The sequence below is a fragment of the Sulfolobus sp. B1 genome, assembly GCF_007050195.1.
GTDB lineage: Archaea > Thermoproteota > Thermoprotei_A > Sulfolobales > Sulfolobaceae > Saccharolobus.
The window spans coordinates 1-14,471 of record NZ_QIMI01000034.1; the positions used below are offsets into that span (position 1 = coordinate 1).

Genomic DNA, 14,471 nt, shown 5'->3' on the forward strand with positions numbered 1-14,471 from the left:
GTAAAGTTTAATGGGAACGAAATTGAGATAGAAGGAGGAGAAGGAGTAGGCATAGTAACTAGGCCAGGGTTAAAAATAGGAATAGGAGAGAGAGCGATAAATCCAATAGTGAAAGAGATGATTAAAAACGCTATTAGAGAAGTTACTGACAGAGGAGTTAAGGTAATAATTCAAGTTCCTAATGGAAAGGAGATAGCACCGAAAACCATGAACGAGGTGGTAGGTGTAGTTGAAGGCATTTCTATTCTAGGAACTACTGGAATAGAAACCCCGGTAAGTGATGAGGATTACATCGAGCATATTAGTTGTGAGCTAAATTCAATAAAAACTTCACACAAGCACGTAGTACTAGCACCAGGTAATACTGCAGCTAAGCTAGCATCTAAGATTTTCGATAAAAATACGGTTGTAAAAGTAGGTGATAGGATAGGCGATTCAATAAGGATAGCTTCTAGTCTATTTCAGAGAATCATATTAGCTGGATTACCAGCAAAGCTTCTCAAAGTTTACGCGGGCATCTTTAACACTCATAACTCGTTTGGAGATGCTAGAATAGAATCTTTGACTCACGCCTCGTTACTTTCCAACGTAGTTGATCATGAAACTTTAATCAAAATCGCCAATTCTTCCTCAGTAGAGGAGGCGTTTAGTTACATGACTAAAGAACAGAGAAGAGTGGTAATGAAGATCGTTGCAGAGAGAATCTTATCTAGGATTAGAAAAATAAATGATAAGGTATCTTTTTGTGTAATTATCTTTGATTATGATGAAGAAGAGTTATGTAGGGTTGGTTGTGAATGAAATGGGAATTTAACGTACCTGGGATACCAGACGACTATTTTGAAAGGGAAGAAGAAATACCAATGACTAAGGAAGAGATAAGGGCTTTAGCACTATCGAAACTCAGAGTAAAAAGGGGTGACAGATTTTTAGATATAGGATGCGGTACTGGTAGCGTAACTATTGAAGCTTCCTTGCTAGTTGGAAGAGAAGGTAAGGTTTATGGTATCGATAAGGAAGAGAAGGCAATTAAGTTAACCAAAAGAAACATTGAAAGATTCAATTTACAAGATAATAATATACAGTTGATTTTAGGCAAAGCACCCGAGGTGCTACTTACCCTAAACGAGAAGTTCGATAAGATATTCATCGGAGGAGGGTCTGAAAAGATAGACGAAATATTAAAGGCATCATGGTTAATATTAAATGAAAATGGTAGAGTAGTACTAGATGCTATTTTAATAGAGACCGTAAACAAAGCAATTTCGGCTATGGAAAGTATTGGGTTTAATGATATAGAAATAACTGAGGTAATAATTGCCAAGGGTATGAGAACTAAGGTAGGCACGGCAATGATATCAAGGAACCCCATATTTATTATTGCTGGTGAAAAGAGATGAAAAAACTTTACGTTATAGGCTTAGGTCCAGGTGACAATGAACTAATTACAGTCAAAGCCATGAAAGCGCTATCTGATGTAAAAACAGTATTCATACCATATTCCACGGGTACGAATAGAAGTTTAGCTGAGACAATTGTTAAAAATTACGTTAGTCGAGATACAAAAATCGTTTTGTTAGGATTTCCAATGTCCAAGAACGTAAACGATGAAGTATTACGGGAAATAGGGAAGAGGATATGTGAAGAAATGGGTGAAGGAGAATCCGCCTTTGTTACATTAGGAGACCCAACTTTATATAGTACGTTTTTCAGGGTTAAAATGCCTTGTAACCCTGATGTAGAAATCATTCCTGGTGTTAGCTCAATAACCGCTTGTGCTTCAAGGGCTAAGTTGTCATTAGCAAATGCAGAAGATTCTATAGCAATCATCCCGGCATCAAGACTTGATTTAATTAAAAAATCTAAGGAATTTGAGACTATTATAATTCTTAAAGCTAATGAAAACCTCAAGGAATTAATAGAAATACTAGGTGATGATTATGATTTGCTTTACGCTAAGAGATGTTTCATGAAGGAAGAGAGAATTGTACCCTTGAGTATGAATGTAGAAGATAAAGATTATTTTTCTATGATTATCGCAATTAGGAGAAAAGGTGAAACTAGATGAATGGAAAGGTAGTTTTCATTGGAGCCGGTCCGGGAGATCCAGAGTTAATTACAGTAAAAGCAAAAAAATATATTGAAATTGCTGATGTGATAATCTACGCTGGATCACTTGTTAATCCAGAAATTCTAAAATGGGCTCGAAAGGACGCTGAAATTCATAATAGTGCACCTCTTACCTTAAATGATATTGTTGAATTAATGGTGAAGAATGCAAGTCAAGGAAAATTAGTGGTGAGGATAAAGTCTGGAGATTCTTCAATCTACGGAGCTTTATTTGAAGAAATATGGGCTTTAGAAGCTGCTGGTATAAAATATGAAGTAGTTCCAGGGATAACTGCAGCTCTGGCTGCAGCTTCAGTAATTCCAATAGAGCTAACAGTCCCTAAACTAGCACAAACTGTTATCATTACTAGAGCTTCCTTAAGAGTGCCAATGCAAGGTTCAATAAGGGACTTTGCAAAAATGGTTAAGATAGGTGCGACTATGGTTATCTATACTGGAATACACGTAATTGATAGAGTAGTTAATGAGTTAAAAGAGGGAGGTCTAACTGATGATACTCCAGTGATTGTGGTGTACAGGGCGACTTGGCCAGAACAAAAGATAATCAAAGGTACCTTAGCTGACATAGTAGCCAAAGTAAGAGAAGCTAAAATATATAGGGATTCAGTGATAATTGTTGGATTGGCAGCATCTCCAGAGACGATAAAGAATATGGTAAGATCTAGTGTATATGATCCCAAGCATAATCACTCTTATAGACCATGGAAGGTTGAAGAGGATTGATAGAGAGATTATGGAAAGGAATTGCGATAATCTCAGCCTCCGAAGATGGATATAAGGCTGGAGAGATAATAAAAGAAAAGCTAAAGGGGGTTGAGGTACCAGTAGTACATTATAGATATAAGGACGTTAATTTAGAAAATATTTGGGAATGCTTCGACGCAGTAATTTTCGTAATGGCACTGGAGGGAGCAGTAAGAATTTCTTGTAAGTACGCTAGGAATAAGACTGAGGATCCTGCAGTAATATGCATCGATGATAAGATTAATTATATTATACCATTATTAGGCGGACATTGGGGGGCAAACGATATTACGAAAGATCTTTCCAATATTTTAAATGCTAATCCAATAATTACTACTGCATCTGAACTTAAGGGAAAAATAAGCGTCGAAAAAATTGCTGAGATGCTTATTGCTAAGATAGAGAACCCTGAAGCGATAGTTAAAGTAAATTCAGCCTTATTAAGAGACGAGATAGTTTGTATTGACGAAAACGTAAATTTAGATTTACCTAAAAATATAGTAATAAATGACTCTTCATGCAAATACATAATATCATTACGAGAAAAGACTTATGACGATAAGGTAGTTGTAAAATTAAAACCCTTGAAACTAGCTATAGGTATTGGGTCTAAAAAAGAGGTCAATTTAGACGAAATTAAAAACGGAATAGACAAAATATTAGAGAGACTTAACGTAGGCAAAGACAGAATAGGAGTAATTGCGTCGATAAGGGAAGGGATAAGCAAGATTGCTGAAGAACTAAATGTTAAGTTTAGGCTGGTAAGTGAGAAAGAAATAAACAGTTTTACTAACCCTTGTCTAACTCCACCTAGTAAAACTCTTGTAGAGCTGGGACTTAAGGGAGTTGCTGAAATCTCAGCTTTAATAGCTGGAGGAGAGAAATCTAAATTAATATTACGAAAAGTAGCAATTGGGAAAAATGTAACAATTGCCGTGGCAAGTTACGAAGGGAGGTCTGACTAAAATGGTCGTTTACATTATCGGTGTTGGTCCAGGGGATCCAGAGTATTTAACATTAAAAGGTTACAAAGCTATAAAAGATAGCAAGATAGTAGTTGGATGGAAAGGTGTAATAGATAGATTTTCACCCATCTTGGAAGGTAAGGAAATTGTAATATTGGATTATAAGAATGAATTAGAACAATTAAATCAGGTAGTTGAAAAAGCTAAAGGAGAAAACATAGCAATATTAAATCATGGAGATCCTTCTGTTTCTGATTGGCAATTCGTAGAGAAGATTAGAAACATTTGTGCAGATAAGAACGTAAAGGTAACAATAATATCTGGAGTTTCTTCCCTAAATGTACTTTTAGCAAAGTTAGGATTAGATATGAACTTTATCGGATTTGTCACCCTTCATGTGAGAGGTGATATATCTGATTACTTAAGGAATATTTTACAAATATTAGAAATGGGTAGAGTAGCAATTGTAATACCAGAACCTTACAATGATGGTCCGCAGAGAGTAGCTAAATATCTATACCAGAATGGATTAAATTGTAGAGTTGCTGTATTTGAGAAGTTAACATATGAAAATGAGAGCTTAAGATACTATGATAACTTAATTTCACTAATAAATGACTCTCATAACTTCAGCGACTTAACAATAATGGCTATATTTTCTAAATGAATAATTTTAGTATGCAGAGCGTTGAATACGTCTTTCAAGAGGTCGTAAGAATATATGATACAGATGCCCAAGGAATTGCCCACTACGCTGCGTATTATAGATTTTTTACCAACACGATAGAGAAGTTCATGCACGATAAGGTGGGTATCCCCTATCCCATTGTGAATGATGAGTTGTGGTTTGTTATAATCGAGTCACAAGCAATATATCATAAGCCGGTAAAGTTAGGTGACAACTTAACAATACTTTTAAGCCCTAAGATCATATCCAATAAAATCATTAAATTTGAATTAAAAATATACAGAAATGGAGAGCTTACAACTGAAGGTTACTTAACCCAAATAGCAATAAATCCAAAAATTTGGAAATCTACAGAGGTTCCAAAAGATATCTTGAGCAAAATAATGGTAACTTAATCCGGTGGAATTTCTTTAAACACTATTGAAATGTCAATACCTTTTCTTGCATTAATAGTTTTTGAAACGTACCATATTACTACTCCAGCTATAAACGATATTAGTACAAAAGCTAATGTAATATAATTAATTCCACTTGAGGTAGTAAAGCCAAATAATGGATTAGTTCCAGCTTCATAGGTTAAGTAAACGAAATATCCAGCCATCAGAAATCCAGCAGTAATCATCATGGAATTATTATTTTTCAAACCATATACTATTGCAGCTATTCCAACTGCCAAGAAATATAACATACCGACTATTGACGCACCATATAATGCTAATGCAGCGTTCAGCGAGAAAACTGGTACTAGAAGTAATACCAAAGTTAATACTAAATCAAGAGTGTGAGCATAAACTGGTGAGCCATATTTATTGAGTTTTGAAAATATTTCTGGTAATACTCTATCAAAAGATAAGGCAAAAACGTATCTAGAAAATACTACTACACCATAAGCTAATACAAAGTAATTCCATAAGATTAATCCTAATCCTAATATCCACTCTATTACATAATTGTTAGATAATGCTATAGCCGCAGTCCAGAAATTGTATATAGCAGATGGGTAGGCATTTAAATTATAGTAGTATCCTGCAACAGCATCCATTTCAAAAAATCCCAGCGTAACAAACGTTCCCGTTAATAGTAAGGATATAAGTACATTGTATTTTGAAACTTTGCCTCCCTTAAATTCTGAGGATACTGCAGGTCCTGCATTCATCCACGGATACGTATACAAGGCAAACAGTGGTAATAAGAAAAGAGTAGCTCCTAAAGATACTGAAGTGGGGAGTATTGTCTTAGGTAAGTTTGATTGTACACTAACGTTGAAATCATTTAATAATGGAGTTATGGAAGAACCAAAATGTGATGAATTAATTGCTATTATTATCATACCTAAAATTACGGTTAGCATAGAGAATATTCCTAACCCAGTAACAAGCTTAAATCCCCACTTCGATCTTAAAATATTGATCAAAATTATTGCTATAAAGGCTATCGATGATATTCCGTAAAATATTAACCTTTGATTAAAGGTTGGATTAATGTAGGGATTAACAATGATATTTTGAGCTACGTATATTAAAGAACTTTGATGATTTAAATAGCCTATTGTAAGAAGAGCTGAATTGATAGCTGATGCCGAAAAGAATGAAATTAAAGCATAAAAGGCTGTTGATTCTATCAAATAAGCTATTGCGAAAATAGTTCCTAATGAACCTCCCAGATTTCTCGAAATCCATATATAATCCCCGCCAGTCCTCCCGATTTTCCTATTAAAAAAAGTATAGACTAAGGCTTGTGGAAGAGCTAAGACTAGTCCAATCAGAGAAGCTATCCATAACACACCGCCCTTTGTAATATATGGAGAGATCGACTGAAACAAGGCTATACCTATGGACATGTTTGCTATGTTCAACATTACAGCATCGATCAAGGATACTTGCTTAATTAGACCAGAAGTTTCCCTAACAAATATAGTTTTCTTTTCCATGTCAAACTTAACTAGTTACGCTTTATAAAATTACCTTAAGCAAGAAAATTTAAACTGCTAACGTAGTGATATATTTACTTAGCAAAGTAAACAAGAATTCATAAGAACCTCTTATGTATAGTATTAGTGTAATATAGTATTTATTTTAAATTATATAATTTCAAATAAATTATAGATATCTTACATAATGCTGTTATGAGTAAAGATAATACCTATCTTCACCACAAATCATTAGAAAACAAAGAATATTAGCGAAACTAGATAGATATACTCTAGCCTAACGTATTATACTGTTTTTCTCCTCGCCCTAAAGGGAGAAGTTTGCTATTCTTTCATTCATTTACTACTAAAGGTGTTTGTGTGACTTAAATTACAAAGTAGGGAAAGCCTTTCACTTTAGGGACAAAAGGAGTTCAGTGACAATTATCTTCATAAAAGACATAAACCATTTATTTCTCCTTTTTGATCTGACGATAAAGTTGACTCAGATACCCCTACGCCCCTAACCCTTTTATTAGAGTGTTAAGTTTACTCAGTAGATGAGGAGATATAGTTAAGCATTTCTCACAATAGCCTAGAGGCTTTTCCGCAGTCGTATGAGTTCCCCAAAAAACATAAAAAGAGGATTTACTTCCTTATGGTGCAAAGGATTAGAAAAAGATTAAAAAGTTTTAGGTTAATTCAACCTATTAGGCTATTTACTCAGCTTTCTTTTTTTCTCTAACAGCTAGAGGGATAATAGCTGGCAAGCAAATTGTTGGAATGTTTGTTACCGCGGCGGGATTAGATGAGGATTGATATGGTGGGATGTTATACACGACGTAGAACTTCAAGGTCAGATTTCCATAATAAGACACATTAGGTGCCATAATTTCCACATTAAATTGCACGTCCTCATTAAATAAAACCCCTATCAGCTTAGGATATGTCCCTACCAGTTTGAAGGGCGGAGTGACGCTGATACCTACTATCGAGTAGTTATATACCCCCGCGTAGAGGTTAGTATAACCTGTTATGTTAAACGTCTCTCCTGAGTAAAGATATATAAAAAGGTATGGTGGAGTTGTAATATATACATACGTAGTGTTGGTAACTTTACATATGGTACCTATAAGGCTGAAGTATATAGGCTTTATGCCTTGTACAGGAATCTTGTCCATAACTATCCCGTTTTGGCTTCTGAAGACTAGGTAGTAAGGTTTAGCCTTAACAGGCACAAAGAAGACTAACTGGTAGGAGAGTTTTGAGCCATTAAGTACGGAGCTGCTGTAGAGATCGTTTGTAACTGTGGCTAAATGTGTGTTACCAACATATGTGGTATTAAAGGTGCCGGCACTGGTGACTAAAACGAAGTCTTGAGCCTCTATTCCAGCCTCACTGCTGACGGGATTCACAAAACTGACCGAGATGTTATAGACAAAGTACGAGTCGCCAAACTCTTGGACAAACATAGCCTCTGCGGTATCGTTAATGAAAGCGTCAACCTTTATGCTCCACGATGGTATATACGTGAAATAGAACGAAATGTTAATGTCCCCCTCATAGTTCTCTGGTGGCAAGTATATAGTAAGGCTGATGGGTGTTGAAGAAGGCACATAATAATATGAGAGGAATTCAGAATTAATACTTACCAGAGGTAGCTCTTTCCCTATTAGCCCCTTAGTGACCGTGAAGTTGAAGCTGGGTGAGATATTTACAGCTGTGAGGGCTACAGTGGCTGTGATATGTTCGTTCACTATATCTCCTTTGATATTTAATACGTTGCTGATGGTATATATTGGGTTAGAGGAGTTATATGAAATACAGACACTTGAATCGTTACTTATGAAGTTCAGCTTTATAACTGACAAGTAGTGTAAAGTAGAACTGCTTATTGCAGTACTCCCCACTGATATACCTCTCTCTACGACCTTTATACCCTCTATAGTTGAGCCCTTGGGGACTACGAATATCACTTGCTTCCCACTCACGCCATAAGATGGTATGAGCTTAACACTACTAGATGTAGATTGGAATAAAGGAGTTAGGGAGACACCAGTCTCGTTTAGGTCGTAGAAGGCAGTAGTTGGGACAACTACACTGCCATAAGTACCATTACTGGTAATTATGCTGAAGTTTGAATAATATAGTGTTACGTTTTGGTTTGATATGTCGACTATTGAAATGTTAACGATGACGAATTCGCCTTGTTTTAGTTCATTTACAAAGGTGTAGTTGTATGTTGAGTTACTCATGAGTTGGTTGGCATACATTAAAGCGTCTTCATGATCTACTATGACGTTGTTGACGTTGAGTTGTAATAGCTTAACTTGGGGAGGAGGAATTGTTGAAGTAGTAGTTGGAGGAGGAACTGAGGTGGTAGTGGTTGGAGGAGGGGCCGTAGTAGTTGTGACTGAGGAAATAGGGGCTGTTGAAGTAGACGTAGTGGTTGAAGTTGATTCTGTAACATGTTTATGTAATAGGGGTGACAATAGGAAGAAGAGAGAAAGTATTACTAATAACACCAAATCTATTATAATAATGGGTGTCTTGCTCATCTTCTTCACCTCTATGTCTTTTTTATTAATAGACCATGAAATTTAAAAATTTTATTATGTTTAAAATAGTACGTTTTTAAAAGAGGTATGGGAAAAATAGAGGAATTTTCAGATCCTCCACTTATCACAACAAGTTCACCTTGGATTGCCCTAACATACATATAATATGAGACATCTACATCACTCTTTAGTTCCACCTATAGTGTTTTCATATGCTTCTCTTTGGGTAGGTCGTTTGATCAACTTATTTTCCTCGTAGTCAACTTACGTATTTGTCGTCTGATTAGATCACAATAAAAGAAATTGAAATTAAGGCTACTATTGGTACCTTTATGCGTGTCTTTTAACAACTTTTTTGGCTTATTTTCTCTCAACCATTCAAGGACGAAAACTACCCTTTTTCATAGTTTGGAACAAGGCTGAGCAGAGGGGAGGTGAGGGAAATCTTCATCGAAATTGTGCCTCTGATTTTGACCCCACCCTTGTCTCTGACCCCTTTGCTCATAGATTATGGATATGGAGGAAAGAGTTTTGTATACTTTTCACAACCCCGCCTTGAAGGGAAAGGTTTTCCTCACTTTGCAATATGAAGAATATTTTTATGTATAACAAAGACTTGAATATTACTAATGAATGTAAGCCAGCTATATGAGAGGGCATATAATTTTTTGAAGGCAGCTAAATTTAATTACGATAATGGCTATTATGATATTTCAATTTATGCTACCGAAGAAGCTCTATATCTATTTCTTAATGCATGCATAATAGAGAGGTGGAACGAACTAACGTGGTATTTCGACTTTGATGCATTGCTAAGAGCTACGAGCAGATTACTAAGCATTGATGAGTTAGATAGGATAAGAGTAACTGAAAAGAACCTTATAAAAACTTTAAATGAAATTAGAATTAGGTTAGGCTATTCTATCCCCTTAGAGAGTAATAAAAAAGAGGCAGAAGAGTTGATGCTATTCGCAGAAAGGATATTTGAAATTATTAATAAGGTGAAAAAAGGAATAACTTAGTAAAAATTATCTTAGATTATTATTAATTACCTCGTATATTTGCCTTGCTGTTATATTTTGATTTAATGTTCTATAAAGTAAATTAGAAAACCATATTGGAACATTTACTATTTTTGGTAATACTATATAGTTTTTAGCTTGGCTTAAGTAGATAATGTAATTCCTTCCTCCTCTTGTATAGTCATCTATCGCTTTTTCAATTAAACTGTAATAATTGTCGGGGAAAACATAAGATCCAGTTAGTAACTTATACATGGAGGAACCTAGTGCAAAAATATCCATTGAGGGTTTTGCACCATCAGTCTTTAGGATAGCGCTAACTATTTGTTCATATGGACAATAAAATTCTGTGAATTGATCAAATTTCTCTCCTATTCTTCTAGCTGACCCTAGATCGCCAAGTTTCACAGCTACCCTTCCCGTGTATAGATTGTGAAAAATTTCCCTCTCATCCCTACCAACTGGCTTATCGAAATATATGTTCTGAGGTTTAACGTCTAAGTGAACATACCCCGCTGAATGAATTATATCTAAAGCCATAGCTACTTCTCTCATAATTACCGCAACTACCTTATACCATTCACTAGAGCGATAAGTTACACTACTCATAAGCTCATAAGAGCTTCCTCCTTCCATTAGTTCCATTACTATAAAGGGAGGTTTAGTCAAATATAGATAAGAATCTCCTTTTTCAATCCTCATTATATTATCTATACTAATCTCACTAATCCCATAAAGCTGAACTATATTATTGCTCTTTAATGAAATCTCTTGAAGACTGATGAATTCCTTTCCTAATTCTAAAACTATATTACCAGCGTTAATCCTAGTCTGCCCACTTTTACTCCCTTCTATCTTAGGTATTTTCATGGCTAGGAATTTGTCACCCTTTCTAACCTTTAGTACGTAAGAGCTTCCTCCTATCCCAATTATTTCCTCTACCTTATACTCCCCTATGTTTCTGCCTATCCAAATTTTTGGGTCCCAGTTGCTAACAGATGGTAAATGAGTAAGCTTTGTGAAGTATATATCAATTACTGGTTCACGTATTATACCATCACTGGGATTAGGTATGTATTTATCATTACCTATTTGCAAAGTGTCTACTCGAAACGTGTTAAAACTACTACTCCTTTTATCTAAATTAACCTTCAATATTTGGGAATCGGTATAGTACTTGTTAACGTTATTAATTGTAACAACCCATCTAACACCTCTGGGTAAGCCGTAAGCTCTAAAAATTACACTTCTGTTATTGAATTTGTTATCCCTTCTCCTCGGCTGGTTATAATTAGAAACGTTTACTCTAACCCCCTGCCATGCCAAAAGCTGTAAGGCATTGCTTATTTCATAAGACAAGATTATGAGTGACACTAATATTTCATTGCTTATTACTTCTGGCTTTACAATAAACTCATTATATATATAAAGAATTAATAGTACAAGAGACAGTGAAAAGGGGATTATTGAATATTTTTTCCTACTATCCCTATAAGCCTTATAAAGAAAGACGGAACCAAGAAGAAGGGAAATAATTGAGAATAAATACGCAAATATCGAGTTAAAGAAAAGAGGAGAATAAAGTGCAAAAGAGAAGAAAAGTCCAGCCAAGAAAGAATAAGCTATTGATATAAGACTTCCAAGTGCTATGCCGTAAATTAAGTAACCTACCAAGGGAATTACAATTGATATAATTATTCCTATTTTTGCTATCGTCTTGTTAGCCATCCTATTTGATTTTATCGTTTAATCACTTTTATATTTCTCCAACATGAGACCTTTAAATTAGACCAATAGAAAACTGGCCTATTTTGAGTATCACCGTTACTACGTCATAAATTATAATTTCGTATTAATAGAATGCCTAATGAAAATAATTTAAGTTTAACAACTCTGAATTTAAAGCTGGCTTAAGAATTCTATCCTTAACCTATCTAATATCGGAAAAAGCTCTACAAATAGACTTAACTATTTTTTAAAATTGAAAACATATGGATGGATACCATCGAATTTAAGCACATTGCTAAAACTTAATTTGAACGTTAAGATTTTTAATACTGTAGATTAAATTAATAATATAATCAATCTTATAGGCTGATTAATTAACCATGTGTACTATATCCTTGGAATATTCCTTGATATCTCCCTATAGTCATATTCTATCCAATTATTTAGATTTTTACAAACTACCTTAAATATATCAGCTCTATTATCATTTATTACGTCATTAGCCCAGTCCGGTATCCAGCTGATTATATGGGTTGTCATGAAATTATACTCATCGCTTAGTATTTTGAATAAGTCTCTATTTTCTTTTCTGATCTCATATTCCTCCTTAACTAAGTACGACATAAATGCTAAAATTGTTGATATATGGTCTGGTTCATGAACGAAGTTATCTCCAAATTTTATTAATAATCTCCTAGAACCATAAAATCTAGTTATATCTTGATACTTAAATAGAGCTATCTTTTCACCGCTAATTACGAAAAATCTTTTACTTTCTACCGGAGTCAATGGTTTATAACCCAAACCAGTTAAGAAAAGTGTTGAGTACTCTACTAAGTAGTCACTCTTCTTCTTTTCGAAAAACTTTTGTCTGATTTCTGATAAATCGACCTTTGCAATTTCCTTTACTAAATCTCCTAACTTTTCCTCTGCCTTATTGATCTTATCAATCATTTGCTGATATTGTCTATCATCAATCTTGTACAAAAAAATTTCAGAAAATAAATCGTAAATATGGAACCTTAAAATGGTCTGTTCAAACATAAAAAATAACCTACCTTTTATTCTTGACTAGAGTTAGTTCCTTGACCATTCCCTTCAGTATACGTCGAATTATCTCCTTGAGCTCCTAACTGAACTACACCATTACCAGTCCAAACATTATAATATTCAGCCTGAGATAACAATTCGACATCCTCGTCAGCTGCATACTCACTTCTCCAAGGTAAATATCCGCTAGCTGGATTAGCACCCGTTTCTGGACCCAATACGAAACCACCTTTATCAACAAACAATATTGTTCCTGGATCTGTAGGATCTAATATATTAGCCCAAATTCTAGCTTGAACCATACATCCATGGATACATGCGGGTATTCTTTCTTCTGGAGGCAAATTAGGATCGTAAATCCTATCAAAACAGTGAGTACACTTCTTTACTACACCTTCTATAGGATCGAACAGCCTATTTCCGTAAGGACAACCATATATACAGTACTTGCATCCTATACACTTAGTATAATCTACTAGAACTATTCCATCTTCAATCCTCTTAAATGTGGCTCCTACTGGGCAAACTGGTACACATGGGGCATTTAAGCAGTGGAAGCAATTTATCGGAATATTATAAACCTTAGTCTGAGGCCAGTTTCCTACCTCTATATATAATACTCTAAGCCAGAACATTACGTCTAGATCTCCATAGGGATTTATATCGGGCAATGGACCGAACATACCAGAAGTATTCCATTCCTTGCACGACATCTGACAACCTCCGCATCCAAAACATTTATTCAAATCAGTAATGATAGCGTAATTAGTGTTTGGCTTAAAGGGTAATTGATACTCTACTCCATTTTGATATATATTTAAGGTTATTTGATTGGAGGAGGACATAACTATTATCACCCCGCTGACGAAGTAGACTCAGATGCAAAACCATATCTTACCTTATAATTACCGATTACATAACCGTTCTGAGCTAATGAGCTAGGAGCTACAAAGCTCCATATTGAAGTGTTTTGAATCGTATTAGCGTTAAATCTTAAGTGTGGAACATTTACGGGTTGTGCAAATGCTGGTATAGCAGGAGCATTACTCACACTTATCTGCCCTCCGCTTAACTGAGACGAAATTACACTAAGAATGTCTTGACTACTGAAATTCTGCCCCATGTAAATGAATCTATTAGCTGTTACAGATACCTTATTTACCGTGGCTTTTCCAACAATTTTAATTCTAGAATCATGCCATGCAGTCTGCCCAGTTATGGGATCTAAATTCATTATAGGAAATGCATTATCTGTCTCTGGGCTTAATTGCCCACCTCTAGATGGAGGCATGTATGATATATTAGCCCAGTTATTAAGGATACTGTATTTTACTTGCGGTGAATCAGGAGTCTGACTTCTAAACCCTGGTAGAGCTTGAGCGGATACTACAACCCATGCTGATCCAGGTCTAGTAGCCTCGTCTAGAAATGCTATTCCCGTTAATTGAGTTCTTAATCCTCCACTCCAAGGTTCATTTACTGCCTCAAATATGACGAAATCCCCATTATTAATCCCCATTGACTTGACGTAAGGATCAGCCTTACTTAACATCACTGGCGTATAAGGCATTATTGCGGTAAGCCAAGGTACGTTAAAGGACCAGCTGTGATAAGTTCTATCATGTCTCCTAACGAAGAAGGTTAATGGATATTCTGATAAGTTTATTCCATCTTGTG

13 protein-coding genes and 1 pseudogene are annotated in these 14,471 nt (G+C 35.2%); 8 read left to right on the plus strand and 6 right to left on the minus strand.

Going from position 1 to position 14,471, the window contains the following annotated elements; genetic code table 11:
* The 7 genes from cbiD to DMP16_RS03900 form a co-directional block, all read left to right on the plus strand.
* A partial coding sequence (gene cbiD / locus DMP16_RS03870; protein ID WP_143576906.1) for a cobalt-precorrin-5B (C(1))-methyltransferase CbiD occupies positions 1-801 on the plus strand: 801 nt, incomplete at its 5' end.
* Positions 798-1,400 carry a precorrin-6Y C5,15-methyltransferase (decarboxylating) subunit CbiT gene (gene cbiT, locus DMP16_RS03875; RefSeq protein WP_069283546.1) on the plus strand — a complete coding sequence of 201 codons (603 nt, stop codon included), beginning with the start codon at positions 798-800 and terminating at the stop codon, positions 1,398-1,400. The genes cbiD and cbiT, both read left to right, overlap by 4 nt.
* On the plus strand, positions 1,397-2,068 hold the full coding sequence (locus DMP16_RS03880) for a cobalt-factor II C(20)-methyltransferase (RefSeq protein ID WP_069283548.1): 672 nt from the start codon (positions 1,397-1,399) through the stop codon (positions 2,066-2,068). The genes cbiT and DMP16_RS03880 overlap by 4 nt, the downstream gene beginning before the upstream one ends.
* Positions 2,065-2,853: a precorrin-4 C(11)-methyltransferase gene (gene cobM, locus DMP16_RS03885; protein ID WP_069283550.1), complete on the plus strand. Its 789-nt coding sequence runs from the start codon at positions 2,065-2,067 to the stop codon at positions 2,851-2,853. The genes DMP16_RS03880 and cobM overlap by 4 nt, the downstream gene beginning before the upstream one ends.
* The gene (gene cbiG, locus DMP16_RS03890) at positions 2,850-3,839 is read left to right on the plus strand and encodes a cobalt-precorrin 5A hydrolase (RefSeq protein ID WP_069283552.1); all 990 of its coding nucleotides are present in this window, start codon (positions 2,850-2,852) and stop codon (positions 3,837-3,839) included. Before cobM ends, cbiG begins: the two co-directional genes overlap by 4 nt.
* A 1-nt stretch (position 3,840) precedes the next feature.
* Positions 3,841-4,506, plus strand: coding sequence for a cobalt-precorrin-7 (C(5))-methyltransferase (locus DMP16_RS03895; protein WP_069283554.1), 666 nt, complete (start codon positions 3,841-3,843; stop codon positions 4,504-4,506).
* 11 nt (positions 4,507-4,517) lie between these two features.
* Positions 4,518-4,922: a thioesterase family protein gene (locus tag DMP16_RS03900; protein ID WP_069284688.1), complete on the plus strand. Its 405-nt coding sequence runs from the start codon at positions 4,518-4,520 to the stop codon at positions 4,920-4,922.
* Here the strand turns inward: DMP16_RS03900 and DMP16_RS03905 are convergent.
* Together DMP16_RS03905 and DMP16_RS03910 are read right to left on the minus strand one after the other, a co-directional pair.
* Positions 4,919-6,457: an amino acid permease gene (locus tag DMP16_RS03905; RefSeq protein WP_069283556.1), complete on the minus strand. Its 1,539-nt coding sequence runs from the start codon at positions 6,455-6,457 to the stop codon at positions 4,919-4,921. The two genes, DMP16_RS03900 and DMP16_RS03905, sit on opposite strands and share 4 nt — an antisense overlap.
* 698 nt (positions 6,458-7,155) lie before the next feature.
* Positions 7,156-8,994, minus strand: a complete 1,839-nt coding sequence (locus tag DMP16_RS03910) for a DUF4352 domain-containing protein (RefSeq protein WP_143576907.1) — start codon at positions 8,992-8,994, stop codon at positions 7,156-7,158.
* A 629-nt stretch (positions 8,995-9,623) separates the two neighbouring features.
* On the opposite strand from DMP16_RS03910, the gene DMP16_RS03915 reads away from it, so the two are divergent.
* On the plus strand, positions 9,624-10,016 hold the full coding sequence (locus tag DMP16_RS03915; protein WP_143576908.1) for a HEPN domain-containing protein: 393 nt from the start codon (positions 9,624-9,626) through the stop codon (positions 10,014-10,016).
* Positions 10,017-10,022: 6 nt separating this feature from the next.
* Here the strand turns inward: DMP16_RS03915 and DMP16_RS03920 are convergent, their stop codons facing one another.
* The 4 genes and pseudogenes from DMP16_RS03920 to DMP16_RS03935 all read right to left on the minus strand — a co-directional run.
* On the minus strand, positions 10,023-11,744 hold the full coding sequence (locus tag DMP16_RS03920; RefSeq protein WP_069283562.1) for a protein kinase: 1,722 nt from the start codon (positions 11,742-11,744) through the stop codon (positions 10,023-10,025).
* A 387-nt stretch (positions 11,745-12,131) separates the two neighbouring features.
* On the minus strand, positions 12,132-12,788 hold the full coding sequence (locus DMP16_RS03925; protein ID WP_069283563.1) for a molecular chaperone TorD family protein: 657 nt from the start codon (positions 12,786-12,788) through the stop codon (positions 12,132-12,134).
* Positions 12,789-12,805: 17 nt separating this feature from the next.
* Complete coding sequence (locus tag DMP16_RS03930; protein WP_069284689.1) at positions 12,806-13,639, minus strand: 4Fe-4S dicluster domain-containing protein; 834 nt, start codon at positions 13,637-13,639, stop codon at positions 12,806-12,808.
* A gap of 8 nt (positions 13,640-13,647) precedes the next feature.
* A pseudogene (locus DMP16_RS03935) lies at positions 13,648-14,471 on the minus strand (oxidoreductase); the annotation flags it as partial.

What these genes read in the sequence shown, in the direction of transcription:
- cbiT (WP_069283546.1), top strand. Translation starts at nt 798, where the DNA reads ATGAAATGGGAATTTAACGTACCTGGGATACCAGACGACTATTTTGAA.
- DMP16_RS03880 (WP_069283548.1), top strand. Translation starts at nt 1,397, where the DNA reads ATGAAAAAACTTTACGTTATAGGCTTAGGTCCAGGTGACAATGAACTA.
- cobM (WP_069283550.1), top strand. Translation starts at nt 2,065, where the DNA reads ATGAATGGAAAGGTAGTTTTCATTGGAGCCGGTCCGGGAGATCCAGAG.
- DMP16_RS03895 (WP_069283554.1), top strand. Translation starts at nt 3,841, where the DNA reads ATGGTCGTTTACATTATCGGTGTTGGTCCAGGGGATCCAGAGTATTTA.
- DMP16_RS03900 (WP_069284688.1), top strand. Translation starts at nt 4,518, where the DNA reads ATGCAGAGCGTTGAATACGTCTTTCAAGAGGTCGTAAGAATATATGAT.
- DMP16_RS03905 (WP_069283556.1), bottom strand. Translation starts at nt 6,457, where the DNA reads ATGGAAAAGAAAACTATATTTGTTAGGGAAACTTCTGGTCTAATTAAG.
- DMP16_RS03910 (WP_143576907.1), bottom strand. Translation starts at nt 8,994, where the DNA reads ATGAGCAAGACACCCATTATTATAATAGATTTGGTGTTATTAGTAATA.
- DMP16_RS03915 (WP_143576908.1), top strand. Translation starts at nt 9,624, where the DNA reads ATGAATGTAAGCCAGCTATATGAGAGGGCATATAATTTTTTGAAGGCA.
- DMP16_RS03920 (WP_069283562.1), bottom strand. Translation starts at nt 11,744, where the DNA reads ATGGCTAACAAGACGATAGCAAAAATAGGAATAATTATATCAATTGTA.
- DMP16_RS03925 (WP_069283563.1), bottom strand. Translation starts at nt 12,788, where the DNA reads ATGTTTGAACAGACCATTTTAAGGTTCCATATTTACGATTTATTTTCT.
- DMP16_RS03930 (WP_069284689.1), bottom strand. Translation starts at nt 13,639, where the DNA reads ATGTCCTCCTCCAATCAAATAACCTTAAATATATATCAAAATGGAGTA.